We start from the raw sequence: 25,673 nt of genomic DNA on the forward strand, positions 1-25,673 counted from the left end.
CAGGTGGCACTCGTGAAGGCGCGGTCCACGGAGCCGGAGATACGACGGACCGGCGGCGCGGGATGCTGAAAAGGCACGAAGCGCGCGGTGGCTCCGGCGGCGGCATTCATACATGATGGGCCGGATTACGTAAACCCCTGGTGAAGAGGCGGCTCGCCCGCCCGGAGGGGAACACCGCCGCGCCCGTTGTCCCGTGGGCCGTGCGGGCCGCTGACACGGCGCGCCGCTACATCCGGGCCACGTTAAGGAATACCGCGTGCAGCGCGGCGGCCAGCACGGCAAAGATGCGCCACGCCGTCGCCGGGGCCACCCCCGGCAGGGTCAGCTGCATGGCCCCGTGGCGGCACACGCCGATGCAATCACGGCACAGAGTGCAGGACAGGGCGGGCCGCCCGATATCCAGTGCACGCGCGTCCAGCGCGTTGTAGCGGCAGACGGCAAGACATGCCCCACAGCGGGTGCAGCCCGGCCCCACGCGCAGCCGCCACGGCGCGATGCGCCCCAGCAGGTTGCCCACGACGCCCATGGGGCAGAAGGCGGTGCAATGCACCATCATGCCCCGACGCGTGCTCAGCCCCGCCATCACGGCCATACCGGCCAGTCCGAACAGCCCTGCAGCGGTGGCGGCAACGCCCACCGGCACCCCGGCCCGGCCCATGGCGAAGGCCGAGGTGAACACCCCGGCGGCCAGGCACCAGCGCAGCGCCACAGCCCAACGCGGAAGGAGAGCAGGTCGCCCGTTCTTGCGAGGCTTCCCGCCTTTGCGGTCCTTCTTCGTGGCTCCGCCGCGCAGGCGCGAGCAGGCATCGTCCCACGCGCCGATGTAGCACAGGTGGCTGCACCACGCCGGGCCCAGCAGCAGCACCGAAACGCCGAACAGCACCAGCATGAACACGCCCTCGCCCCGGTACAGCGGCCCGGCCAGGATCAGCGCGGGCACGGGCAGATGCAACGCCCCGGTCATCAGCAGGCGGTGCGCCCCCAGCAGGCCCAGGGCCAACTGGCCGAAGAACACGGCGGAAAACAGCGCCCACAGGCGCGGACGGGCCTTGCGCGCCCGCACGGGGTCCAGCAGCAACCCGGCCACCCACGCGGCGTACACCCCGGCGAGGGCTATCTGGAACGGCCCGGAGCCGGGCAGGAAGCGGTCGGACAGCAGCAAGACGATGGAGGACGCGCGCCAGCGGGCCAGCCACAGCAGCCCGGCGGCCAGCAGAAAGGCCATGGCCCGGGGCCACGCGGTGTCCGTGCCCAAATGATGGCGCACCCGCCCTGCCTCGCCCGCCAGCCGCCACCATGCGGCCATGGTCAGTGCGGTGACCGCCGCCATGATGCCCGCAAGGCGCAACCAGTCCATGCCGAAGGCCATGCGAAAGCGCACCAGTTCCACGCCCACGGACACCCAGAACAGCCCCCCGGCGAACAGCGCGGCGCACATCACCAGACGCGCCCAGGCCTGACGGGTGCAGGCCAGCCCCGCCAGAACGCCCCAGGCCGACGCCATGCCCCAGTCGCCGGAGCGTATCGCGTGGGCGGCCAGCAGGGCAAAGGCCAGCAGGCAGGGCACGGTCACGGACCACAATGCGGCACGGCCCGCATCGCAGCCCGCCCCATCATCCGGGGACGGACACGGCAATGCGGGCCGGGAAGAATCGTCGGAAGGCGGTTGCATGGCCAAGTTACCCTCAACGGGCGCTCCGATCCCGGCCCCGCCATTCGACGGGACCTGAACCACATGCGGGCGGCGGGAATCGGAATGTTCGCTGGCCATGGGGGTGAAAGGAAAAGTTACGGGGTTTCGCCCGCCCCGCCCTCCCCATCGCCGGTATCCGGGTCCGGGGCATCGAAGCGCATGGGGGGCATCTTTTCAGGGGTGCGCACCGGCCCCGGCAGTGTGCCCGCCAGACGCGCCGCCGTAGCGGGGTCGGAGGCCACCAGGTCGCCGAAACGCAGGTGCAGCCGGTATTCGCGCATGTACCACGCCAGCGCGTTGCGCAGGGCGCGCACCACGCCGTCGTCGTCCAGCAGGTGCGACTGACCGGGAAAGCCGGAAGCCCCGGGCACTTCATCCAGCCCGTCCAGTTCCGTTGCCAGCCGGGGGCGGCGGCCAAGGCGGCCACCCACCACCACCCGCCAGCCCTCGCGGGCCACGGGCAGGGCCTTTTCCGGGCAGCGCTTGATGCACAACCCGCAGGAAAGACAGTTTTCGGGGTGCAGGCACGGCCCGTCGTCTTCCCCCGCTCCCAAGGTCATGGCATGGTCAGGGCACAGCCGCTCGCACAGCCCGCAGCGGGTACAGGCATCGGAGGCGCGGCCCGGCGTCCAGGCCCGGATGATGCCCACGTCCGCGATGTGCGGGCGCGAACAGCCGTTGGGACACGCGGACACCGCCACCCGGAAGGCATGGTGGTGCAGGATGGGACCGCGCACCACGTCGCGCAGGAAGTCCGGCCAGCCGCTTTCGGCCACCACCCGTTCCAGCCTGGCCAGAAAGCCTTCCGGCACGGGCAGGGAAAAGCGGCAGGTGCCCCCGCGAGAGGAGGCAACGGTCGTACCACGGCAACCGTTGACGATGAAGGGAGAGGGAGCGCGATCGGACATGTTACTCCTGTGGCGTGTCCGCCATGCGTGCACCATGGCACGGCGGCGGGTTCCGGTCAGTGACGCAGGTCACAGTGTGATGGCTCGTCTGCTACTCTATGATTCCGACAGGACGGATACCACTACTTCCCGATGCAGAACGAAGAAAAGATGTGTTCCAGCACCTCAGCGGGGGTGGTCTCGCCGGTGATTTCCGACAGCACCGCGCATGCGCCGTCCAGCCGCACCGAGCACAGGTCGTACGGCACCCCGGCGCGGACGTCCGCCATCAGGGCATCCAGTTCGTCCAGCGCACGGCGCAGCACCTGGGCCTGACGCAGGTTGGGGGCAAGGTCGCCGGATTCCGGCTCGCCGCCGCCACCCATCGCATCAGATGCGCCAAGGCCCGCCAGCACCATGGCCCGCGCGGCGGCGGCCAGTTCGTCCACGCCTTCTCCGCGCAGGGCGGAAACGGCCACGCAGGGGCAGCCATCCACCTCTTGCGGGCACGGGAAGGCTGCTCCGGCCTTACCAGCCTCACGGGCCTCACCGGCAAGATCGCTCTTGTTCAGCACCACCAGCACCCGGCCTGCCGGGGCGACGGAACACGCAACAGGCTGGCCGGAGCCAACGGGCGCGGGTAGATGGGCGGTGTCCAGCCGCTGGTCGCGCACGTGGCGCAGCAGTTCACGTTCGGCATGGCCCATCCCGGTGGCGGCGTCCACCACCAGCAGGACCAGGTCCGCCTGGGCCACCAGGTCGCGGCTGATGCGCACGCCTTCCTGCTCCACGATGTCGCCGGTGTCGCGCAGGCCTGCCGTGTCCACCAGGCGCACCGGCAGCCCGGCCAGTTGGACCGGTTCCTCGATGAAATCACGCGTGGTGCCGGGCATGTCGGTGACGATGGCCCGGCGGCGTCCCAACAGCGCATTCATCAGGCTGGACTTGCCTGCGTTGACGTGCCCCGCCAGCACCACCAGCGCGCCTTCCTGCCAGCAGCGGCCCCGCTGGTGGGCAGACAGCAGCCCGCGCACACCGGCGGCCACCCCATCGCATTCGGCCACGAAGGCATCGGGGGCAAGGCAATCCACCTCGTCCTCCGGAAAATCCACGGCCACGCACACCTGCGCACGCAGGTCCAGCAGACGCGCCCGCAACTCTGCCACACGCGCGCCCAGCAGCCCCTGCAACCGGGCCTGGGCCAGACGCAGCCCGCCCTGTGCGGGCGCGGCGATCATTTCGGCCACGGCCTCGGCCTGGGTCAGGTCCATGCGTCCGTTCAGAAAGGCCCGCCGGGTGAATTCGCCCCGCCCGGCAAGCTGTGCGCCACAGGCGCAGGCCGCCTCCAGCACCGCCGCCAGCACGGCAGGACCGCCGTGGCAGTGGATTTCCGCCACGTCCTCGCCAGTGAAGGTGCGCGGGCCGGGCATGGCCACGGCCAGCACATCGTCCAGTGGCGCACCCGTGGCGTCGCACGCGCGACCCCGGTGCAGCGTCCAGGGGCGGAACCCGGCAAAACGCGGCGAAGCGGGCAGGAACAGCCGCCCCAGAATGGCATGGCTGTCCGGCCCGCTGATGCGGATGATGCCCACCCCCCCGTGTCCGGGCGGGGTGGCGATGGCGGCGATGGTGCCTTCCTGCCGCATGGCGTGCTCCCCGGCGCTGCGCCCCTGCCCGGCCCATGGATCCGGCGGGCGCGCGCCCCTGCGGACGCGAACGGGGGAAACCCTGTGGGCCTCCCCCGCGACGCGATTCGACGATATGTGTTCCCGCCGCCTGCCGCGAGCGGATGTTCCGCCCGCGCCCCGGGGTCGATCGGCCAAGGGGCTGTTTCCAAATTAGGTTTTTCGTCCGTTGGCAAGGAAAACAAGCCCGCCATGAGGGAGTATACTCTTATCGTATTCGACCGAGCCTTAGCCGTTAGGCGAGCGCGTAGCGCGAGTCTTACGGATAAGGACAGCAAAGCTATGGCAGGTGAAGTTTGACGAAGCCAACGGGCGAAAGGACAATTTGGGGACAGCCCCTACCCTTTCTTCTTGCGCATAATGATCACCCGCTTCAGCGGGCCGTCGCCCTTGCTGCGGGTAACCACCTCTTCATCGTCCTGCAGGGTCACGTGCACCACCCGGCGGTGGTATGAACTGAGCGGACGAGTGGACTGCGGCTTGCCGGTGGCGCGCACCTTTTCGGCCAGATACAGGGCAATGTCGCGCAACTTGTCGTCCTGGCGTTCCCGGTAGTCGCCGGAATCCAGCTGCACCCGCACCGATGCGCCCAGTTTGCGCGAAACGATGCGCGAGGCCAGGTACTGCAACGCCGACAGGGTCTGCCCTTCGCGGCCGATGAGCAGCCCGGAATTCTCGCCGCAATCCACGGAAACGTTGACGCGGCCTTCGGCCAGTTCCACGGTGAAGCCCGCTTCGCCGATGACCGGGGTGACCAGCCGTTCCATGACCTCAACGGCCACCTGGGTCACCTGCTCCCGATCCAGCTGTTCCAGCGGGATTTCCGGCAGGCCGTCCCCGCCGTGTTCGTCGGCCCCGTCCAGCATGTCCAACATGTCCAAGCCTGCGTCGGGCCGGGGGTGCCGCTCCGATCTGGACAGTCTTTCTGGACTGGTCGATCGGGCCGGGCGCTCGGCTCGCTCGGGCCGGTCAGAACGCTCGGCCCGTTCCGACCGCTCACCATTGCGACGAGAACCGCCACGGCGCTCCTGCTGCTCCGTCTGCCCGGAGGCATCGCCATCCTGCGGCTGACGTGCGGGACGCGGTCCACGCGGTGCCTGCGGCATGCGGGGCGCCCGTGCTGGTCTGCCGCCGGGACGGGAATCGACGGACGCGGCGCCTTCGGTGGTTTCGCCGTCGGTTTCGCGAGGCTGGCGGGGCCTGTCACCCCTGTCACCCCTGTCACCCCTGTCACCCCTGTCACCCCTGTCAGCAAGATCACTGCGGTCGCCATTGTCGCCACGGGCTTCGCCGTCACGCTCGCGGCGGCCTCGGCCACCACGTCGGCGGCGGCGTCCGTTGCGTTCGCCATCCGGCCTGCGCTCATCGTCCTCGTCACCGGATTCGGCTTCGCCATGGGCATCAGCACCGACAACGGGCTCGGCCTTGACCAAGGCGGCATCACCCTGCTCACGGCGGGGGCGCTCGTCACGCGGACGATCTTCACGCGGGCGGGGAGCACGGGTGGAGCGGGATTCGACAGCTTCCGCCACCACCGCTTCTGCGGTGGCTGCGCCCCGCTCGTCACGGGGTTGCGCGGTGGAAGACGCGTCGCTGGCGGCAGCAGACTCAAGAGTGGGAGCAGCAGACTGCCCCGATCGAGCGGATTGTGCAGGCGACGCCAGACGGCCTATCTGCCCTATCTGCCCTATCTGGGCGCGGCGCGCGCGAATCTTGGCCTTGCGCGCACCCACTATGCCGAAGATGCCGGACTTGGCATCCTGAACGATGTCTATCTCGAGCTTCTCGCGCGGGGCGTCGAAGTAGGAGCAGGCCTCGCGAATGGCATCGTCGAGGCTTTTCCCCTGAAACTCCTTGTATCCATCCATGCTGTCACCTCGAAGTGGGAGGGAGGGGGGCGATGCGGAAGCTGCCTTGCGGACGGTTGTCCCATCACGGGGCCCAGCGCCCGCCGTGCGGACACGCGCCCGGCGCAGGGCCGCCTCTCCGTCCGCACGGAGCGGACGGAGAGGGGCGAAAGAGGCTTCCTATGCCTTGCGGAGCATCCACCACTGCTGCGCGATGGACAGCACGTTGTTGCACAGCCAGTACACCACGAGGCCCGAGGGGAAGCTCAGGAACATGAAGGTGAACACCACGGGCATGAACATCATGATCTTGGCCTGGGTCGGGTCGCCGGGGGCGGGCGTCAGCTTCTGCTGCAGCAGCATGGTGGCGCCCATGACGATGGGGGTGATGTAGTAGGGATCCTTGGCCGAAAGGTCGGCCAGCCAGACCATGTCGGTGAACGGCAGATGCGTGATGAACGAGGCGTGGCGCAGTTCGATGGCGTTCAGCAGCGCCTGGTACAGGCCGAAGAAGACGGGAATCTGCACCAGCATGGGCAGGCAGCCGCCCGCCGGGTTGACCTTGTAGGTCTTGTACAGGCGCATCATCTCTTCGTTCATCTTCTCGCGGTCGTCGCCATGCTTTTCGCGCAGCTTCTGGAGCATGGGCTGAAGCCGCTTCATCTGCTCCATGGACTTGTAGCTCTTGTGCGAAAGCGGCCAGAACACCAGCTTGATGAGCACGGTCAGCAGAATGATGGCCACGCCGTAGTTGCCCACGTACCTGTCGAAGAACACCAGCAGATCGACCAGCGGGCGGGCGATGATGCTGAACCAGCCAAGGTTGATGGCCTCGGACAGGTGGTTGGGCGCTTCCTTCAGCAGGCCGCGTTCCTTGGGGCCGATCCAGTAGCTGCACGCGGCGGTGGTTTCGCCGCCGGCGGGGATGGACACGTCGCCGCGTTCCATGGCCACGCGGTACACGCCTTCCTGCAGCTTGCCCTTCATGGTCACGCCGGTGGTGTCGGCCGGGGCCGCCGCCACCAGGAAGTAGTTGCTCATCACCGCGCCCCAGCTCAGGGCGCCGGTTTCCTGCACGCCCTTTTCAAGGTCGGAGGCGCTGGTCTTTTCGCTGAACGAACCGTCATGCAGCCAGGCCACGCGGGTGTGGTCGTACTGGCCGCCGTTGGGCGACAGGTTGCCCGTGCCCACGGTAAAGCCCAGGCGCACGGTGCGCGCATCGGCCAGGGGGGCCAGGCGCACCGATTCGGAAATCAGGTAGGTATCGGCGCTGAAGGTCAGTTCACGCACCACGCGCACGCCGTCCACCTCGCCGGTGAAGGTCAGCACGCCGGACTGCCCCGCGGCCAGCGACAGGTCGCCGCCGTCGAAGGACCACTGGCCGGTGCTCCACGAGGGCTGGCCGTTGATCAGCAGGCCCAGGGGCGCCATGACCGTGGCGGCGGTGTCCACCAGGTCCACGGACGGGGCGCCGGGGGTGATGGCCGTCCGGTAGCGGGCAAGGCTGAAATGCTTCAGCACGCCGCCGCCGGAATGCAGCACCGCCTTGTACAGCGGCGTGGTAACCGTCACCTCGCGCCCGGCGGACGGAAGAAAGACGGGGGTTTCGGCGCGGGGAGCGGGCGCTGCGGCCTGCGAGGCCGACTGCGGAGCCGCCTGCGGTGCGGCCTGTTCCTGCTGGGCCTGGGGAGCGGGCTGACCGTTCCAGCCCATGTGATCGGCAAGGTAGCTCCAGCCCACGAGGACCACGAAGCTCAAGGCGATGGCGATGATGGCGCGCTTACTTTCCATGGGAGATCGACAGCTCCTGTGCTGTTGCATGTCTGGCTGTTGCGGTGGCGGAAGCGCCGGGGGCGGCGCAACCGGGATGCCGGGGCGGGGGCACGGGATCATACCCGCCTGCGCACCACGGATGGCAACGCAGCAACCGCCGGCAGGCCAGCAGCAGGCCGCGCACGACACCGTGCGTCAGCACGGCCTCGGCGGCATAAGCGGAACAGGTCGGCACGTACCGGCAGGCGGGCGGAAAACAAGGCGAGATGAAGCGCTGGTAGCAGCGGATGGGCAACACGACCAGTTCGCGCGGTAAGGTGCTCATTGCGCTCCGGTTTCCGCCTCGCGGGCCGTACCCGGCCGGACCTCGTCGATGGGGGCGGTGCCTGATGGGGCCGTGCGCGGCGTGGCCGCTTCGGGTCCGGAGGGCACCGGTCCGGAACCATCCGCCACGGCTGCCTCCGGCCTGTGGGCGCCGGTGCGGTCGTTCACGCCTGCATGGGCGCGAAGTTCCGGCAGCAGGGGCAGGAGTTCCTGGGTGACGAGGGCGAGTGTGACCCGCTCGGGCTTGAGGTGGCGCTTGGGCACCACGATGACGTCCACGTCATCGGGCATCAAGGCGCGGTGGAGCCGGAAAAACTCGCGCAGCACCCGCTTGACGCGGTTACGCCGCACGGCCGACCCCGTCTTCCTGGTAACGGCCAGCCCCAGGCGCCACCCTTCCGGGCTGGCCGTGCGATCCAGGTCGAATAGGACGAACAGGACGAAATGCTTGGTAAAGAGACGGCGTCCCTTGTCGTAGCAGGCCGTGTAGTCGGGCCTGCGGACAAGCCGGTTGCGCCGGGGGAAGACTAGAGAGCTAATCTCTTGCGCCCCTTGGCACGACGACGACGAATGACGGCGCGGCCGTTGACGGTGCTCATGCGGACGCGGAAGCCGCAGGTACGCTTGCGGCGGATCTTGCTGGGCTGGTAGGTTCTCTTCGACATGGAATTTCTCCTTCAAAAAATATGAACGGACCTGTTTACCCGGTATGCAGGCCCGCGTCAAGCGTGGGCTGCCATTGCGGGCACGGGGCCGCATGCGGCCTGGGGATGCCGGATCAGATGCGCCGGACCGGATGCGCCGGACCGGACAAGCCTGACCGGACACGCCGGGTCAGACGCAGCGGACCGGACAGGCTTGACGGGACAGGATCGTGCCACACCGGTCTGCACCGGATGAAACCGATGGAACCGAATGGAGCCGAATGGGCACGGTCCACCTCCGGCACCGCAGACATAGGCCCTTCGGGCTTGGAATTCAAGTGAAATCGACGCGGCGGACCATCCCGGAGGACGTTGCCCCGCCCTTCCCCCGTACGACTCCACGCCGTTCGGCTCCATGGACCGGGGGGCCCGCCATGCCAACGGCCCGGCAACGCGCCTTGCAGGGTGCGTCGCCGGGCCGTTGGCCAACATTTCGGCATATCGTCAGGACGCCCGCCATACCGGCACGGGCTGCGCCTGCACTTCCTGCCCCGGCCGGTCCGCGCCGCGCATGGCTGCCGCCGGCTTGGGGGTCGCCCTGGCCGCCGGTTTCGCCGGAGACTTGCCATCGGCCTTCTTCACCGGAGCCTTGGTCGGAGCCTTGGCCGGGGCCTTGGCGCCCTGCTTCCGGGCGCTCGGCTTCTTGACCGCCTGCTTCTGGGCCGGGGCGGCCTTCTTGACCACGGGCTTGCCTGTCGTGGCGGAAGACCTGGACCCGATGGGAGGAAAGTCCTTGAGCAGCGGCATGGCCGCCGGGTCCGTGGCCGCCCCCGCAGGGGAAGGCACGGCAACCGGCGCAGGATACACCGGACGACCGCCCGATTGGCCCAACGTGCCAGTCATGCCTGCCATGCCCGTCGCGCCGGTCGCGCCGGTCGCGGAGGCCACCGCCGCGCCGGAAAACGCCTGCCGCCGCCCGGCATACTGGCTCCACGGGTCGCCCTGCCCGGCCATCATCTTGCGCGTGTCGCCGCGCACCGGCAGATGGTACTCGTAGGCGGCCATCACCGCCGCATCGTCCAGCCGCACCACCCGCAACGACACATAGGCCGTGCCGCCCGCCAGCGAATAGGTGCCCACCAGCGCCGCCTGGGCATCGTATTCCGACTGCATCAGCCGGGTGGCATCGCGCGAAAGCAGAAATTCGCCCTGCGGGGTGAAGGTCAGGGCCCGGCCCATGCGCGCCTCAAGCACGCGGTAACCGTGCTGCCCAAGGCGCGAGGCCACCTGCTGCATGGTCACCCGCCCGAAGGGGGTGCTGCGTTCCAGATTGTCCACGTCGGCCAGGGTGGCCACCAGAATGGGGCTGCCCGTGCTCACGCGTGAGGCCATCACCGCGTGCAGCGCATCGGCGGCGTAGGTGTTGGCGTTGAGCAGTTCCGACCCTTCCGGCGGGTTGACCAGCACCCCTTCGGGCGCGGCGGGCTGGCGTGCGGCGGCCCCCACGGGCCCTGCATCGGCCCGCGCCGGGACGGCGTGCAGAGAGAAGGCCAGCACCCCGATGGCAAGCAGCCCGATGCCATACCGTACGGTCCGCAACAGGAACTTGGGGCCTGCCGCATGGGCGGTCCGCGTTCCCCGCGACGGTTCGGAAATCCGGTCGGAACACTGAGAGCAATACTGGTCGAAATATCTGCTGGATGCGGACATGCGTCGCCTCCCGGTCCGTATGGTTGCGCCAGCGCGGGGCTGAAATCCGTCTGCCCGCCCCTGCGGCCGTCCTGTATGATCTACCTGTTGACCATGGGCACGCTGCGCGGCCGGAAGGGCCGCACGGTGTGGCCGGGCGCGTCGGGGTCCACGTACTTGCCCAGTTCATCCCCGCGCACCACGAAGCCGTCCGCCGTATGAACGACGTAGCGGTTGCCGTGCCACATGGTGGTGGTCAGCACCACTTCCCACCTGGCGTCGGGACTGGCCGCCGCCTCGGACACCGGACGTTGCGCTCCCACGGGCACGGCATGCACCGCGAAGTCCAGTTCCACGGAATCGGCCTCCGGCGCCAGCGTAACCTGCATCCCCCGCGACACCAGTTCGGTGGCCAGCAGGTTCTGGTAGGCCAGCGCGAAGGGCCGGGCGTTGGGCGGGGTGATGCGGATGGGCAGGGCCACCAGATCCCTGCGGTCGTCCAGGGCCTTGTACACGCGCAGGGCCGTGGCCGTGGCCATGCGGCTCCAGTCGTCGGGCTCGCTCACGGCGCGCCCGGAACGGGTGTCGGCAAAGGGCTTGTCGGGCACGTTGCGCGGCGGCGGCGTGGCCGCGGGGCCGCACAGGCCGGGCACGGCGGGGGCGGATGCGGCGAGGCCCACGGCCAGCAGCAGAATGCGGGCAAGGCCACGGAGTGCACGGAAACGGCGAAGCATGGGAGTACCTTCCGCAAAGGGTCGCGGCGGGGTGGGGGCACCCCGTCGGAAAGCTCATCGGCCATATGGCGTTTTGCTTTAGACCGCCCGGCATGCCGGGCCGCATTGCATGCGGGGCCACCGGGCGTGACGCGGGGTGCCGCCAGACTGCGGAGGGCGCCTGCGGAGCAGGAAGGGTATGCGCGCACACTCCGGCGGCTGACGCCGGGCGCGCGGCGAAAGGTTACTGGCCGAGCACCGCGGCAAGGCGGGCCAGGGCCGTGCGCAGATGGTTGACCGCCGCCGAAGCATCGCCCGGTGTTGCAGCGCGTGGAGCATCCACGTCCGCCCCTTCCCGTTGCCACAGCAGTTGCTCCAGACGGCTGGCGGCAAAGCGCACCTCTTCGGCCCCCACGTTGGCGGCCTCGCTCTTCAGCCGGTGGGCATGCAGGCGCATGGCCGTCGCATCGCCGTTGCGCCAGGCCTCGGTCAGGGCGTCCAGCATCCCGGCCACTTCCACGGTCATCAACGCCAGAAGCTGGCCGTAGCTTTCGGCATCCAGTTCCAGACGGCGCATGGCGCCGGTTCTGTCCAGAACGGGATGATCCGGTACGGGATGATCCGGTACCAGGTGGTTCGGGACCGGGCGGTTCGGGACGCCGGGGTCTCCGCTCCTGCCAGCCTTGTCGTTCGGATTTTCTTCCTTCATCCGCCTGCCCTTCTTCCTGAAGGTGATATCACCAAGCAGATAGCCCCAACGGCGTGCGCAGGCAAGCAAAAGGCACCCGCAGCACGTTTGTTTTCAACGGGTCGCGTGGCACGATTCTTCAGATCGCGCACTTGGCGTTTGAATTTTTTGCAAAAAAGATGCATGCCAAGGGGACAACACGCAGGAGGCCCCATGCATAGCGAACAGCCCAGGATTTCCGCCCACGCGCAGCTGCGCGGCAGCTCTTTTTCCCACACGTCCGCACTGCCCGGCGCATCTGGCGCATCTGGCGTATCTGGCGCCTCGGGCAGGCCTGGCCGGGCAACCCCGCACATGGGACGCCACGCGGCGGCGCTGTTCACGGCCCTGCTCATGGGCGCGGTCCTGCTGCTGGGCCAGGCGAGCCCGGCGCTGGCCCATCGGGTGAACATCTTTGCCTGGGTGGAGGGTGGCGCCATCCGCTGCGAAAGCTCGTTCAGCAGCGGCAACCCCGCCCGCGACGCCAAGGTTACCGCCACGCTGGCGGGCAGCGACACGGTTATGGGCTCCGCCGTCACCGACGCCAAGGGGCACTGCGCCCTGCCCATCACCCCGGAACTGCGCGCCGCCAAGGCCGACCTGATCATCGAGGTGCAGGCGGGCGAAGGCCACCGCAACACCTGGACCATGCCCGCCGAGGAATACCTGGTCGCACCTGTCGTGGAAGCCGGAAAGGCTGCGGCGACAGCGCCCACGCAGGCCGCGGCGGGAGTCGCCCCGGAAGGGGACGCGCCAAAGGCCGCCGCTCCGGCAGCCTCCGCCGTCGGGCCTTCCGCAGGCACTGCTGTTGACGAGGCCGCCCTGCGGCGCATCGTGGCCGAGGCCGTGGCCGAACAGGTGGCCCCGTTGCGCCATTCGCTGGCGGCCATGCAGTCCGGCGGGCCGCGCATGGCCGACGTGGCGGGCGGCATCGGGTACATCGTGGGGCTGGCGGGCATCGCCCTGTGGGCCCGCTCGCGCCGCCGCTGACACCGGCAGGAACGGAAGACGGCGGAATCCTGCCCGGCTCGACCCTGCCCGCATTGCCCAGTCCCGACCGGCCCCGACCGGCCCCGACCAGTCCCGACCGGCCCTGCCCGCACCCGGCCAGTCCAGATCAGTCCAGATCAGTTCAGATCAACTCCGACACGTCCTGACCAGACCGGCCCGCCGCCGCGCGCATGCCGCGCACATTTTCGCACCACGCAGGTTCGCGCCGTTGGGCGGGCCTGCGTGGTGCGGCGCCTGCCCTTCTGGCCCGCCGTTTCGACAATGCAGGCGTTTCGCCAGACACCCCGATCCGCCCATTCGCCATGCCCGTCCGAAAGCGCCCTGCCCCGCAGGCCGGGTTGCGCTTGCCCGCGAAACCGCCTATGCACCTGCCGTTCGCGCCCAGCCGCGCGCCACGCAACCCACCACAGCGAGGCACCATGGCCGCCCCCGACGCCAAGAAACTGAAAAAGCGCATCGCCGAAATTCGCCGCCGCAAGGCCGAACGGGCAATGGACCCCTTTTCGCAGCTCATCCACGATTTCTGCCGTCCGCTGCTGGCCGTGGCCGAAGAACTGAGCGGCCCGGAAAACGCCGTGAGCCTGGGCGTGTTCGCGTGGAACGCGGCCTTCCTGCCCGATGAACGCTGGCAGGCCAACCTGCGCCTGTCGCTGGTGCGCTTCGACCTGACGGACGACGCGCAGGAGGCTCTGGAAGGCATCGTGGAGGAAATGATCCGCCAGAAGCGGCTGATGTTCCCGGATGATCGCCGGGTGGTGACCCGCTTCGACGTTACGGCGCGGGACGGCAAGGTGTTCGTGGAGGCGGCGCAGCGCGCCGCCACCAAGGAACTGATGCCCCACCTGCGCCCGGAATACGCGGTAACCGCGCCCGCAACAGGCTCTTGCGGGGGAGCCGACGCGGCAGCCTGTGCGGGGTGCCCGTCTGCGTGTGCTGGCGGTGCGTGCCCGTCCACCATGGAGGACGCCCCGGAAGCTTCCCCGGCAGACGATACCGCCAGCGGCAAGGACTGACGCGTTCCCCGCCCACGGCCAGCCGTGCATCCACGGCGCGGGTGCGCCCCGCGCCCGCCTTTCGCCTGCCCTGCGTCGGGCCGGTTTCCGCCCCCCTGACCAGCGCGTCCGGCCTGTCTGGCCTGTCTGGCCTGTCCGGCCTGTCCGCATGTCTGGCCTGTCCGCATGTCTGGCCTGTCTGGCGCTTCCGCCTCGCCTGACCGGTGCGCGCCCTAGTCCTTCAGCCCGTCCACGTCGCGCGCGGCCTCGTTCGGGTCATCTCCCGCAGCAAGGCGGCGCAGCACCCGCAGGTTGCGCCGGTCCTCGGCCAGATCCTTGCCCTTGTGCGTTTCCAGCACCATGGGGCGCCCCGCAAAACGCGGGTCGCGCACCAGCCGGGCAAACCCGGCGGCCCCCACGTGGCCCAGCCCGATGTGGGCGTGCCGGTCGCTGTGCGCGCCGCATGGCTTGGCGCTGTCGTTGACGTGGAACAGACGCACCCGCCCAAGACCCACCGCGCCGTCCACCGCCGCCATCAGCCGACTGTAGCCCTGTTCCGTGGCCAGGTCGTACCCGGCGGCGCAGGCGTGGGCCGTGTCGATGCATACCCCCAGCCGCTCGCGGGCCGGGCAGGCATCCATGATGTCGCCAAGGTCCGCCACGTCGCCCCCCAGACAGGTTCCCTGCCCGGCGGTGTTTTCCAGCAGCACGCCCACGCCCTCGGCCTGGGGATGCAGGCGACCCGCCGCGTCGAAGGCTGCAGCCAGCCGCGCGGCCACCCGGCGCACGCCGCGTTCCACTGCCTGCCCGCCGCTGCCCTCCAGATGGGCGCCGGGATGCAGCACCACCCACGGAATGCCCAACAGCCCGCACCGTCCGATCTCTGCGGCCAGCCCGTGCACCGAGCGTGCTCCGGCGTCCTCGTCGGGCGAGGCGAGGTTGAACAGGTACGAGGCGTGCGCGGCCACGAATCCTCCGCCCCATGCGGCCACGGCGGCCCGAAAGCGTGCGGCGTCACCATCGGAAGGGCAAGGCACCTCCCACCGCCGCTGGTTGGCGGTAAACACCTGCAAGGCCTGCGCCCCCACCGCCACGGCGTGGTCCACCGCGCGCCAGAGCCCCCCGGCCACGGACATGTGCGCTCCAAACAGCGGCATTGCCCATCACCCCGTATCATTGAATGTTGTCCGCAATTGCGGCGCGCAGGACGCACGCCGCGCGCCGCGTTGCCGTTCCGTGCCGGTTCGTTCCGTTCCGTGCGGCTTCGCACATCCGTACCGGCGGGCGCGGATACGCCGCACCATCGCGGTACGGCACACCCCCGTGCCGCACGAATGGCCCCCTGCATGGCGGCGCGGTCCATACGCCACGCATGGGGGCCCCCTACCACATTCCCTACCAGAAGATTTAGCGTTACGCCCAATATCGCACAGTGCATGAGCGTGCTAGACAGACATTATCGAAGGAAGCCGCGAACCGCGCGCTCCTTCCCGAACATGCCCCCGGAACAGCCCCCGGAGACGGTACCCCCGCTTCTGCCACCGTCTCCGGGGGCACTTTATTGCCCGGCGGTCGGTAACATGACGGCGTAAACGTCTGGCCGCATGACGGCGTAAACGTCTGGCCACATGACGGCGTAAACGCCTGGCCGCATGACGGCGTAAACGCCTGCCTCATCCCCGATAGCCGAACAGCAGGCGCAACAGCCTGCGCGCCCCGGCGGAAAACAGCACCCGCGACACCACGTTGCCCGCCGCACGGGCCGAAATCTCGCCCAGGGTGGGATAGGGATGCACGGCCCCGGCCAGCGCGGAAAGCCGTACCCCGCCGCCCAGCACCGCCACCCATTCGTTCAGCACCTCGCCCGCGTGCGGCCCCACGGCCTGCACGCCGAGCACCTTGTTGCTTCCCTTGCGCAGCACCAGCTTCAGGCGGCCTTCGGGCGTGCCTTCGGCCAGGGCGCGGTCGTTGGCGGCAAAAGCTTCCACGTGCACGTCCACGGGCAGGCCGCGTTCGGCGGCCATGCGTTCGTTGCAGCCCGCCGAGGCCAGTTCCGGGTCGGTAAAGGTGCACCACGGCATGCGTGCGTGGTCCGCCCGGCGCGGCAGCCGCAGCACCGCATTGGCCACCACCACCCCGGCCTCGTGCCCTGCCGCGTGGGTGAACTGCCAGTCGCCGGTCACGTCGCCTGCCGCGAAAATATGCGGCTGACTGGTGCGCATGCGCCGGTCCACGGTGATGCCGCCGTGCCTTGCGGTAACCACGCCCGCCGCCGCAAGATCCAGCCCGTCGGTTTGCGGCGTGCGGCCCAGGGCCGCCAGCAGCCGGTCCGCGCGCACAACAAGCTGGCCCCGCCCCTCGCCCAGAGGAACCTCCAGTTCCGCCTCCACGCCTGTCCCGGCTTCGCCCTTTCTCTCAGACCCGCCCCCCGCCGCAGCCACCGGGCGCAACATCTTCACCGTGGCCCCGGCCAGCACGCGCACGCCGTCGGCGGCAAGGGCGGCATGCACCACCCCCGCCATGTCCGCGTCGTCGCGCGGCAGGATGCGCGGGCCGCGCAGCACCATGGTCACCTGCGCCCCCAGCCGGGCAAAGGCCTGGGCCATCTCGCAGGCCATGGGGCCACCGCCCAGCACCAGCAGGGATGCAGGCAGCGCGTCCAGTGAAAAAAGCTCGCGGTTGGTCAGGAAGGGGACGGTGTCCAGCCCCGGCAGGGGCGGCACCTGCGGCGACGACCCCGTGGCCACGAGAATGCGCGCCGCGCTTACCCGCCGCCCGTCGATGTCCACGGTATGTTCGTCGCAAAAACGCGCCGGGCCGAAGCGCACGTCCACCCCCAGCGAGGCGAAGCGCTGCGGCGAATCATGGCGCTGGATCACGGCCTGCACCTCGCGGATGCGCCGGGCCACGGCGGCGAAGTCCACCGGCTCCAGTTCCGTCGCGGGCAGGCCGAAGAACGCGGCACGGCGCATGGTGTGACGAGCCCTTGCCGTGGCCAGCAGGGTCTTGCTGGGCACGCACCCGTGGTGCAGACAGTCGCCGCCCAGGGTGGGCTCCCGCTCGGCCAGCACCACCCGCGCGCCAAAACGCCCCGCCCCCGCCGCCGCCGTCAGCCCGGCAGCGCCACCGCCGATGACCAGCAGGTCCACGTCATGCCGTGTGCTCCGGGCCATGCCCGTCCTCCTTGCGGACGTCGTGCCGCAGTTACTCGGTCGGGCCGTTGCCGGACGCCGCGCCACGCGAACGCACCCGGTCCAGCACCTTGCGCGCCACCAGCGGGAATATCCCCAGCAGGGTCATGGCCACCAACAGGCCCGGAGACAGCACGTCGCCCGGCGTGGCCACGGCCCCCAATTCGCGCCCGGCATTCACGTACACCGCCGTGCCGGGCAGCATGCCCACCAGCGACACCCAGAAATAGGTGCGCACGGGCATGGCCGTCAGGCCCATCAGCAGGTTGACCAGAAAGAAGGGGAACGCGGGCACCAGGCGCAGCCCGAACAGGTAGAACGCCCCGTCGCGGGCCAGTCCTTCGTCCAGGCGGGCCATGCGGTGGCCGAAGCGGCGGCGCACCGCGTCGCGGAACACGTAGCGCGCCCCCAGAAAGGCCAGGGTGGCCCCCACCGTGCTGGACAGCGAGGTGGCCCACAGCGTGGTCCAGAAGCCGAACACCGCCGCGCCCGCCAGGGTCAGGGCCGTGGCCCACGGCAGCGACAGCGCGGCGGACGCGACATACACCGCCATGTAGGCGCCCACGGACAACACGGGGCTGGCGTCGTGCCAGGCCACCAGTTGCGCCTGCGAAGCCTTGAGCCGGGCCAGCGACAGCCATTCGCCAAGACCCGACCACCACGCAGCCGCCAGACATGCGGCCACCGCCGCCAGAAGCAGGGCGCGCCGCGCCGCATCAGTCCATCCCGGACGCATGAGGTTCCTTTCCGGTTTGCCGGGCCGCCGCTGTCCGGCGTCCGGGGTGGATTCGGGGGGCGCCATTCAGGGCGCCGGACGGTTGAGGATACCAGCCGGTTCAGCGCACCAGCCGATTCAGGGCGCCATACAGGGCCGCGCCCAGCAACCCGGCGTCGGGGCTGCGCACCAGACGCACCGGCACCGCGCGCAACAGATCGGCATGGGTATCGCTTTGGCGGAAGGCTTCGGCGAAGGCCGGATGCGTCACCAGCGCGGGCGTGGCCGCCGCCACCCCACCGGCGATGAACAGCCCGCCCAGGGCCAGGGTTTCCAGCACGTAGTCGCGGCAGGCGCGGCCATAGAACCGGGCGAACTGGGACAGGACCTGGGACAGAACCTGGGACGGGGCGTGAGACAGGACGTGGTCGGGGTCGGCACCGTGTTCTGCGGACGTTAGGCGGGCCGCCACCTCTGCCGGTTCCAGCCACTGCCCGGTATGAAAGGCGTGCAGCAGGCGCAGGCCGGGGCCGGACACCACCAGGTCGCCGATGACCTGCCGCCCGGTGTGGGCACGAATAAACGCGGCAAAGGCCATTTCTCGCTCGTCCGTGAAGGGGAACAGCGCGTGCCCCCCTTCCGAGGGCAAGGCGCGGGGCGGCACCCCGTCACCGGCCGGAGGCAGCAGCAGGCACTTGCCAAGGCCCGTGCCCGCGCCCACCACGGCAATGGGGGCATCCGGCACGGGATGCCCGTCCAGGACGTCCAACATGTCCAGAACATCCGGCATGTCCGGCATGTCCGGCATGTCCGGCATGTCCAGGACGTTCGACACGTCCGGTGTCGCCGGGCGCAGACAGGCGTACGCCTGTGCCACAAAATCGTTGATCAGCAACACCGGGGGCAGGGGCGGCATGCCCGGCGCATGCAAGGCCGGGTCGTCCAGGTCCACCGCCCAGGGGATGTTGGGCGGGGTGCAGCGACGCCCGTCGCGCACCGGTCCGGCCACGGCCAGCACCAGCAGCACCGGGGAAGTGAACAGCCCCTGTTCCTCGGCGGCGGCCCGGCGCAGCAGGTCGGCAAAGGACGCCGCACCCGCCGTGGGCAGGCGCACCGCGCACAGGCGGTCCTGCGGGCGCGCCACATGGCCGTGCGCCAGCCCGTCCGTCTCGTACAGGGCAAAGCGGCTGTTGGTGCCGCCTATGTCCGCCGCCAGCACGCGCATGCGTCGTTCTCCTTTCGTGCGGGCTGGCCGCGCGGGTCGCTCGTTCCGGTCCTCTGGATGCAGGCGAAGCCGGACACGCGGGCCCGATGCGCCCCAGTGCGCCCCAGTGCGGCCCGGTGCAGCCCAGTGCGGCCCAGTGCACGGCCCCCGTTACGTCAAGCCGGTCAGCGCCCGCAGAAAGGCGCTGGCTTCGGGCGACACCGTCGAAAAGCTCAGCCGCACGTCGTTGCCAGTGCCACGCACCACGCGGGCGGGCAGGCCCATTTCCTCGCCACTGGTGTTCTGCACGAACAGCGTGCACACGGTGCCCTCGGGAAACTTGCCGCGCACGGCGCACCGCGCGCCGGTAAGGCTGACGTCCCAGGTCATCACCGAAAAACCGTACCCGGAAATCTCGATGCGCCCCTTGTACCGCCCGGCCACGCGGGCGGCCCGCCTGCGTTCGCCGCCAGTCTTGGCGGCAGGTGTGGCGGCTGCGGCGTCCTGCTGTTTCGCTTCCATCCGTGTTCCCCTCCTGCATGGCATCGCCACGCGCGGCCCCTGCGCGCGGCGCGCCCTCTGATGTGCGCCGGACGCACGGCCTGCCCCATGTCTGGCCATGCGTCCCCTGTCCATGATTCCACAACAATCCGTTCCGTCACCGGAACACCCGGCCGCCGAGACATCCGACAGACCGGTATCTGGCCGACCGGATGCCAGGCTGATCGGGTATCAGGCTGATCTGATATCAGGCGTACCTGGCGTCAGGCCGCAGCGTATCCGCGAAAAACGTCATTCCTGTGCCTGCTCCACGCGGGCCAGCGCCTCGGCGGCCCGATCCCGCCGTTCGCGCCAGACACGGCGTGCCAGGGCGCGCAGGCTGCGCGCCGCGGCAGCGGGCGGCGGCAGTTCCGGCAGGTTCGGCAGTTGCGGCACGCCCTCGTCCAGACGGGGCAAGGCCAGCGTGGCGTCCAGCGCGCATGAATACCCTTCCATGCCGCTTCCCGCCACCCTCAGCTTTTCCTGCCCCTCCACGTCCAGCGCGCGGGCCATGCCCAGCACGCAGGAGGGCGAATGGTCGCTGTTGGCCTTGTCCACCATGCGGTTGATCTCTGCCGCCCACAAGCGGTACCGCCGGTAGCCCAGGCTGCGCACCTTCCCCGGCCTGCCCGGCACCGTGGCGGCAGCGCCGTTGACATAGTCGTCGAAGGCACGCCAGGTGTCTCCGTACACTTCCAGCAGCAGCTTTTCGTACCGGCCGGAGCGGGTCCAGGCAAAGGGCAGGTCGCGGTGCGGGCAGGTGTCCGCGCCGCCCGCCAGACGCATGAAGTCCACGGGCACCCCCAGGGCGTGCCACAACTGCCCGGCCATGTCCGGCCCGGTGAGCAGGTCCGTCAGCCATCCGGCGTGGCACAGGGCGCGCTGGGCGGCCCGGCGCAGTTCCTCCTCGCGCGAGCGGAACAGTTCCATCTCGTCATCCACGGCCTTGCGGGCGGCAAAGAAGGTCTCGGCCATTTCGCTGAGCACCTCGTCCTGCAGGGCCGACACCATTTCCTCACGCTGGTCGGTCATCGCGTCTCCATGACTGCTGGTCGGCCACCAGAGTAGCAGTGCGGGCAGCCCGTAGCAAGCGCGCCCCTTGCCGGAACCGTTTCCTCGGTGGTAGCCGGGGAAGGGGCGGCGCATGGGGTGCCGCCCGCAGCATAGCCCAGAAACGGAGACCAGATGCCCACCACCCCACACGCTGACCCCTGCCCGCTGCATCCTTCCGACGCCGCCCCATCCGCCTGGCCCGACCAACCGGACCCGGCTGCCGACGCCCCACACACCCGCGTACACGTGCTGGGCCAACGCCTGAAGGCCTGTGGAGGCACGCTTGCCACGGCGGAATCGTGCACCGGCGGGCTCATCGCGGCCCGCTGCACCGACGTGCCGGGCAGTTCCGCGTGGTTCATCGGGGGGGTGGTGGCCTACGCCAACGAGGTGAAGCGCGACGTGCTGGGAGTGGACCCGGACCTGCTGGCCGCGCACGGCGCGGTGAGCGAGCCGGTGGTGCGGGCCATGGCCGCCGGCGTGCGCCGCCTGACCGGCACCCGCCTTGCCGTGGCCGTTTCCGGCGTGGCCGGGCCCGATGGCGGCACCCCGGAAAAACCCGTGGGCACGGTATGGGTGGCCGTGGCCGATGGCGGAAACGTGCATGCCCGGCGCTTTCTGTTTTCCGGCGACAGGGCCGCCGTGCGCAACGCCACGGTGGATGCGGCGGTGGAAATGCTGCTGGACATGCTGCCGGACATCCTGCCGGACATCCTGCCGGGCGACTAGGCGACAGCCGAACAAGCGGGGGCAATGGCCGGACGCGACCCCGGATTGATTGCTGGATGCACACGGCAGCCAGATACCACGGGCAGGACACGCCATGAGCGGGAACAGACAAACCACACCGGAAAAAGCGCCTTGCGGCACCTCCACCGATCCGGCCAAGGCCGCAACGCCGCCGCCCCGCGCGATCCGCTGCTTCGTGGGGCTGCCCTTGCCCCCCCAATGGCAGGATCGACTGGCCGCGCTGCGCGCCGATCTGCACGCGGCCTGCGCCAGCCCCGATGGAGACGCCCCGCCCCCGACCATACCAGCCCCGACTGGACTGGCGGGGCTGGCCGACCTGCTGCACCGCCTGCACTGGACGCCCCCCGGCAACTGGCACCTGACCCTGCGCTTCCTGGGCGACGTGCCCGCCCCCCACTGCGACGAGGTGGCGGACGCACTGCGAGCCATCAAATTCGCGCCCCTGCAACTGACCGTGGGCAGGGCGGGCGTGTTCCCGGCCAGGGGCGCCCCGCGTGTGCTGTGGCTGGGGCTGGCACAAGGCGCACCGGAATGCGCGGCCCTGGCCACGGCGGTCAACGCAGCTCTGGCCCCGCTGGGGTTCGCGCCGGAGGATCGCCCCTTTGCCCCGCACCTGACCCTGACCCGAGTGCGCCAGGCACAGCGCGGCGACAAACGGCGTGGTGCCACCCGGTCCGACGGCAAATCGCCCTCCCCGTCTTCCCAGCCGTCTCATCAGTCAGCGGCGGACGCGCGCGATGCCCTGCTGGCCGCCATCGATGCCCGCATCAACCGCGCCGCATCGCCGTGGCCCGGCTGCACCGTGCGCGAAATGGTGCTATGGCGCAGCGACCTTGGCGGTGGCCGCCCGGTGTACACCCCCCTGGCGGTGCTGCCCGCACGGGGATGACGCACAGGTGGCCGCCAGATGAAAAAACGACGGAAAATGTCCTTTCACCCCCGGAATTTCGCCAGAACAGGGTGTGTCGCGGCCCATCCCCCCTTCCCGGCTGCTTATTCCTCTTCCAACACGCCATAAAAATTGAAAAACGCCGCACCCGAAGGTGCGGCGTTCGTGCCGCTGTGCCATGCCCTTGCCCCGCCGGAGCGGAACGGGACATGATATCAAGGCAAATCAAGTTTTTCGCTGGGGAGACCCGCGAAAAAAACGATGTGCTCTGGCTTTTGTCGCCATGAGGATTTTTGTTCTCTGCCAAGGAAGAATGCTTTTTATTACGGGAGTATACTCTTATCGTATTCGACCGAAATAAAAAACCATTCTGACGCAGGCAGAGGGCAGAAGGACCATGGCGGCGACAGGCCTAAGAGGCGTAATCGCCCCTGTTGAACTTGAACTTCTCCGTGGCGGCCATCACTTCGAGTTCGTTGACCACGGCCGAGAGCCCTTCGTGGTCGGAAAGGTTGGGCATGTTCTGCTTCAGGTCGCGCAACGAACTGTCGATGCCTTGCAGCATCGAATAGGCGTCACGCAACCCTCCGGTAGACGCCCCCTGCCCGAGTTCGCGGGCGTAGGCGTCCCAGTTGTTCAGCAGACCGTCCAGCTGCTCCATGGCCTGATCGAGGCCGGTAGACTCCGAGACGGCGTCCACGCCGTCCACATCACCAGCGGACGATACCATGAGCATCGGATCGATACCCGCAGCCCCCGGCGGCACCACCGACGCAGCGGACTGCGCCGATTCGGTTCCGCCCAGCTCCTGCGAGAGCAACGCACCGAAGTCGCCGACGGCACCAGTGCCACCAGTGGTCTTTCGCTGCGTCGACTCCTGCCGTTGCAGGGCCTCCAGTTGTTCCGTGCTGATCTTCATGACGTCCCCCATGTCAGGGATGTAGCGCATGTCGTGCATGCAGGGTACGTCCGTGGCCAAGCAAGAACCCTGCCACGGAGGCCGCACACACAACATGTTGAAATTTCAAGACCACGCCTAAACACCAGTATCCCGCAAAGGCGTTTGGGGCGGGCAAAAGCTGCCGGGCGGCACGGCTTGCCCACAAGAGGAACACTACGCATCAAATCGACCCTTGTCTATTTCGCCCCCAGGGCATACTGTAAGTATACGAAGAGGTTCAGACTGCCACCCGGCCCTGCAAGGGGCACGGAACCCGTAACCAGGGAGAAACACCATGAAGGACTTCAAGAAGATTCTCTGCGCGGTGGACTTTTCCGAGCACAGCAAGGACGTCGCCGAATATGCCGCTTCACTCGCCAAGCTGACCGGCGGATCGGTGGTGGTGTTGTACGCCGCCCCCTCGCTCAGCCAGTACGTGGGCTTTCATGTGCCGCCGAACTCCATCGAAAACTTCGTGGGCGAAATCGTTTCCGGCGCCGAGAAGGCCATGGAATCGTTCGTGGCCGAGAATTTCCCGGGCATCAAGGCCGAGGGGCGCATCGTCACCGGCTACGCGGCGGAAGAAATCCTGGGCATCGCGGACAAGGAAGGCGTGGACGTGATCATCATGGGCACCCATGGTCGCAAGGGACTCGACCGCATCCTGTTCGGCTCCGTGGCGGAACGGGTGGTCAAGAGCGCCCGCCAGCCGGTGCTGACCGTCCGTCCTTCGGTGTAGCTGCGGACACCGCCGGTTTCGGGCATCATGGCCGGGCAGGCAATTCCGTCAGGAAATCTGCGCCGGTCGGGAACACTGGCAGCCACGGTAACGCCGTCAACGACTTCAACAACTTCAACGACAGTGCATGAATGAACAGGGGCCGACGCGAACAGTTCGCGGCGGCCCTTTCCGTTCATCAGCATGTATTTGCCGGATGGCGATCATGACGGACGGGTATCCGCCTTCAGGCTACCCCCTGCGGAATCCCCGGCCCCCTCGGATGCCGCTTTCTCGCCCCCCAAGGCTTCGGCCACATCCGGCGGCGCTTCGCACACCGCATCGTCCATGGCCACGCGCGGCAGGATGAGCCGCACCGACCGTTCGAAGAACAGGTAATCCCACGCCCAGTTCACGAGCACGAACAGCCGGTTGCGGAAGCCGATCAGATAGGCCAGGTGCACGAACAGCCACAGCACCCACGCCCCCAGTCCGGAAAAGGCAAAGCGCCCCAGCCGCACCACCGCCGCCTGCCGTCCGATGGTGGCCATGGCCCCCTTGTCGCGGTAGCGGAAAGGCTTTGCCTTGCCGCCTTGCAGCAGACGCAGCACGTTGGCCGCGGCGTGGCGGCCCTGCTGGGTGGCGTTGGGGGCGATCATGGGCGGGTTCTGCCCTTCCGGCAGCGCAAGGTCGCCCACCACGTGGATTGCCGGATGCCCGTCCACCTGAAGGGTGGGCAGCACCGGCACGCGCCCGCCCCGGCCCACGGGCAGGCCCATGGCGGCGGCCACGTCGTGCCCGCGCACCCCGGCGGTCCAGGCCACGGTGCAGGTGGCAATGCGCAGGCCGTCGCCCAGGCGGACATCGGTGGGGCCAACCTCGGCCACTCCGGCCTTGGTGCGCACTTCCACGCCCATCAGGGCCAACCTGTCGCGGGCATAGGTGCGCAGTTGTTCGGGAAAGCCGGTCAGCAAGCCGTCCGCCGCTTCCAGCAGCACGATGCGCGGGGGCGTCTTGCCCGCCAGTTCCGGAAAGTCACGCGCCAGCGGGGTGCGGACGAGTTCCGCCAGCGCCCCGGCAAACTCCACCCCGGTGGGGCCGCCGCCCACCACGGTGAAGGTCAGCAGGGCGGCGCGCCGGGCAGGGTCTTCGGTCAGGCTGGCGCGTTCGAAGCAGGCCAGGATGTGGTTGCGCAGACGCACCGCATCCTCCAGCGATTTCAGGGTATAGGCATTTTCCGCCGCGCCCGGCACCCCGAAGAACGAGGTAAGGCTGCCCGGTGCCAGGATGAGATGATCATAGGGGATGTCTGGCCCGTCGGTGTGCAGCACCCGCCGGGCCGCGTCCACGCCGCGCACGTCCGCCAGCGCCACGCTGACCCGCTGCTGCCCCCGGAACACGCCGCGCAAGGGGTAGGCGATCTGCTCCGGCTCTATCTCCGCCGCCGCCACCTGATACAGCAACGGCAGGAAGGTGTGGTAATTGTTGCGGTCCACCAGCACCACGTCCACCCGGCCCGACCGCGCCAGACGCCGCGCCGCCCACAGCCCGCCAAAGCCGCCCCCCACGATGACCACGCGGGGCCTGCCCGCGCCGCGCGCAAACCTGTCCGTATCGTTCTGGCCGATCATGTCCGCCTCCGTGTGTGCTGTCTCGCGTGTAGCCGCATGAGCGTTTGCGCTGGTGCA

Annotated in this window: 24 protein-coding genes; 5 read left to right on the forward strand and 19 right to left on the reverse strand. The window is 69.2% G+C overall.

Features of this window, described 5'->3' with window-relative positions; genetic code table 11:
• Positions 1-226: 226 nt before the first annotated feature.
• The 11 genes from DESTE_RS04710 to DESTE_RS04750 all read right to left on the reverse strand — a co-directional run bounded on the left by DESTE_RS04710 (position 227) and on the right by DESTE_RS04750 (position 11,832).
• Positions 227-1,672 (reverse strand): 4Fe-4S binding protein, encoded by a 1,446-nt coding sequence (locus DESTE_RS04710; RefSeq protein WP_084559359.1) that lies wholly within the window; start codon positions 1,670-1,672, stop codon positions 227-229.
• Between the two features lie 116 nt (positions 1,673-1,788).
• On the reverse strand, positions 1,789-2,601 hold the full coding sequence (locus DESTE_RS04715; protein ID WP_035065562.1) for a 4Fe-4S dicluster domain-containing protein: 813 nt from the start codon (positions 2,599-2,601) through the stop codon (positions 1,789-1,791).
• A 122-nt stretch (positions 2,602-2,723) separates the two neighbouring features.
• A complete protein-coding gene (gene mnmE / locus DESTE_RS04720) occupies positions 2,724-4,226 on the reverse strand; it encodes a tRNA uridine-5-carboxymethylaminomethyl(34) synthesis GTPase MnmE (RefSeq protein WP_035065565.1) in 1,503 nt (500 codons plus the stop codon).
• Between the two features lie 377 nt (positions 4,227-4,603).
• On the reverse strand, positions 4,604-6,133 hold the full coding sequence (locus tag DESTE_RS04725; RefSeq protein ID WP_035065567.1) for a protein jag: 1,530 nt from the start codon (positions 6,131-6,133) through the stop codon (positions 4,604-4,606).
• Positions 6,134-6,292: 159 nt separating this feature from the next.
• Complete coding sequence (gene yidC / locus DESTE_RS04730; protein ID WP_035065569.1) at positions 6,293-7,903, reverse strand: membrane protein insertase YidC; 1,611 nt, start codon at positions 7,901-7,903, stop codon at positions 6,293-6,295.
• On the reverse strand, positions 7,893-8,210 hold the full coding sequence (gene yidD, locus DESTE_RS17495) for a membrane protein insertion efficiency factor YidD (protein WP_084559360.1): 318 nt from the start codon (positions 8,208-8,210) through the stop codon (positions 7,893-7,895). Before yidD ends, yidC begins: the two co-directional genes overlap by 11 nt.
• Positions 8,207-8,749 carry a ribonuclease P protein component gene (rnpA, locus tag DESTE_RS17120; RefSeq protein ID WP_051384571.1) on the reverse strand — a complete coding sequence of 181 codons (543 nt, stop codon included), beginning with the start codon at positions 8,747-8,749 and terminating at the stop codon, positions 8,207-8,209. Before rnpA ends, yidD begins: the two co-directional genes overlap by 4 nt.
• Positions 8,737-8,874 (reverse strand): 50S ribosomal protein L34, encoded by a 138-nt coding sequence (rpmH, locus tag DESTE_RS17500; RefSeq protein ID WP_084559536.1) that lies wholly within the window; start codon positions 8,872-8,874, stop codon positions 8,737-8,739. The genes rnpA and rpmH overlap by 13 nt, the downstream gene beginning before the upstream one ends.
• A 483-nt stretch (positions 8,875-9,357) precedes the next feature.
• On the reverse strand, positions 9,358-10,563 hold the full coding sequence (locus DESTE_RS04740) for a FlgO family outer membrane protein (protein WP_245590730.1): 1,206 nt from the start codon (positions 10,561-10,563) through the stop codon (positions 9,358-9,360).
• Between the two features lie 80 nt (positions 10,564-10,643).
• Positions 10,644-11,276, reverse strand: a complete 633-nt coding sequence (locus DESTE_RS04745) for a hypothetical protein (RefSeq protein WP_035065570.1) — start codon at positions 11,274-11,276, stop codon at positions 10,644-10,646.
• Between the two features lie 223 nt (positions 11,277-11,499).
• On the reverse strand, positions 11,500-11,832 hold the full coding sequence (locus tag DESTE_RS04750) for an Hpt domain-containing protein (protein WP_198015326.1): 333 nt from the start codon (positions 11,830-11,832) through the stop codon (positions 11,500-11,502).
• Between the two features lie 324 nt (positions 11,833-12,156).
• On the opposite strand from DESTE_RS04750, the gene DESTE_RS04755 reads away from it, so the two are divergent.
• Together DESTE_RS04755 and DESTE_RS04760 are read left to right on the forward strand one after the other, a co-directional pair.
• Positions 12,157-12,972, forward strand: a complete 816-nt coding sequence (locus DESTE_RS04755) for a hypothetical protein (RefSeq protein ID WP_156925272.1) — start codon at positions 12,157-12,159, stop codon at positions 12,970-12,972.
• 440 nt (positions 12,973-13,412) lie between these two features.
• The gene (locus DESTE_RS04760) at positions 13,413-14,006 is read left to right on the forward strand and encodes a hypothetical protein (protein WP_035065575.1); all 594 of its coding nucleotides are present in this window, start codon (positions 13,413-13,415) and stop codon (positions 14,004-14,006) included.
• A 212-nt stretch (positions 14,007-14,218) separates the two neighbouring features.
• Here DESTE_RS04760 and DESTE_RS04765 read toward each other — a convergent pair whose 3' ends face one another.
• The 6 genes from DESTE_RS04765 to DESTE_RS04790 all read right to left on the reverse strand — a co-directional run bounded on the left by DESTE_RS04765 (position 14,219) and on the right by DESTE_RS04790 (position 20,667).
• Positions 14,219-15,142 carry a deoxyribonuclease IV gene (locus DESTE_RS04765; protein WP_035065577.1) on the reverse strand — a complete coding sequence of 308 codons (924 nt, stop codon included), beginning with the start codon at positions 15,140-15,142 and terminating at the stop codon, positions 14,219-14,221.
• A gap of 516 nt (positions 15,143-15,658) precedes the next feature.
• Positions 15,659-17,158 carry a dihydrolipoyl dehydrogenase family protein gene (locus tag DESTE_RS04770; RefSeq protein ID WP_035065579.1) on the reverse strand — a complete coding sequence of 500 codons (1,500 nt, stop codon included), beginning with the start codon at positions 17,156-17,158 and terminating at the stop codon, positions 15,659-15,661.
• Between the two features lie 31 nt (positions 17,159-17,189).
• Positions 17,190-17,912 (reverse strand): TVP38/TMEM64 family protein, encoded by a 723-nt coding sequence (locus tag DESTE_RS04775; protein WP_035069737.1) that lies wholly within the window; start codon positions 17,910-17,912, stop codon positions 17,190-17,192.
• 100 nt (positions 17,913-18,012) lie between these two features.
• Positions 18,013-19,116, reverse strand: a complete 1,104-nt coding sequence (locus DESTE_RS04780) for a glucokinase (RefSeq protein WP_035065581.1) — start codon at positions 19,114-19,116, stop codon at positions 18,013-18,015.
• A 150-nt stretch (positions 19,117-19,266) separates the two neighbouring features.
• Complete coding sequence (locus DESTE_RS04785; RefSeq protein WP_035065583.1) at positions 19,267-19,617, reverse strand: PilZ domain-containing protein; 351 nt, start codon at positions 19,615-19,617, stop codon at positions 19,267-19,269.
• A gap of 270 nt (positions 19,618-19,887) precedes the next feature.
• A complete protein-coding gene (locus DESTE_RS04790; RefSeq protein ID WP_035065585.1) occupies positions 19,888-20,667 on the reverse strand; it encodes a hypothetical protein in 780 nt (259 codons plus the stop codon).
• A gap of 153 nt (positions 20,668-20,820) precedes the next feature.
• Here DESTE_RS04790 and DESTE_RS04795 point away from each other — a divergent pair, with 153 nt between their 5' ends.
• Complete coding sequence (locus DESTE_RS04795) at positions 20,821-21,417, forward strand: CinA family protein (protein WP_084559361.1); 597 nt, start codon at positions 20,821-20,823, stop codon at positions 21,415-21,417.
• A 94-nt stretch (positions 21,418-21,511) separates the two neighbouring features.
• Positions 21,512-22,327 carry an RNA 2',3'-cyclic phosphodiesterase gene (gene thpR / locus DESTE_RS04800; protein ID WP_051384316.1) on the forward strand — a complete coding sequence of 272 codons (816 nt, stop codon included), beginning with the start codon at positions 21,512-21,514 and terminating at the stop codon, positions 22,325-22,327.
• A 412-nt stretch (positions 22,328-22,739) separates the two neighbouring features.
• Here thpR and DESTE_RS04805 read toward each other — a convergent pair whose 3' ends face one another.
• Entirely contained in the window at positions 22,740-23,276 is a 537-nt protein-coding gene (locus DESTE_RS04805) for a hypothetical protein (protein ID WP_245590731.1), read from the reverse strand.
• A gap of 286 nt (positions 23,277-23,562) precedes the next feature.
• Here DESTE_RS04805 and DESTE_RS04810 point away from each other — a divergent pair, with 286 nt between their 5' ends.
• Positions 23,563-24,006, forward strand: a complete 444-nt coding sequence (locus tag DESTE_RS04810; protein ID WP_035065586.1) for a universal stress protein — start codon at positions 23,563-23,565, stop codon at positions 24,004-24,006.
• Between the two features lie 203 nt (positions 24,007-24,209).
• Here DESTE_RS04810 and DESTE_RS04815 read toward each other — a convergent pair whose 3' ends face one another.
• A complete protein-coding gene (locus tag DESTE_RS04815) occupies positions 24,210-25,616 on the reverse strand; it encodes an NAD(P)/FAD-dependent oxidoreductase (protein WP_051384318.1) in 1,407 nt (468 codons plus the stop codon).
• Positions 25,617-25,673 lie beyond the last annotated feature (57 nt).

Source organism: Nitratidesulfovibrio termitidis HI1, from assembly GCF_000504305.1.
Taxonomy (GTDB): Bacteria; Desulfobacterota; Desulfovibrionia; order Desulfovibrionales; family Desulfovibrionaceae; genus Cupidesulfovibrio; species Cupidesulfovibrio termitidis.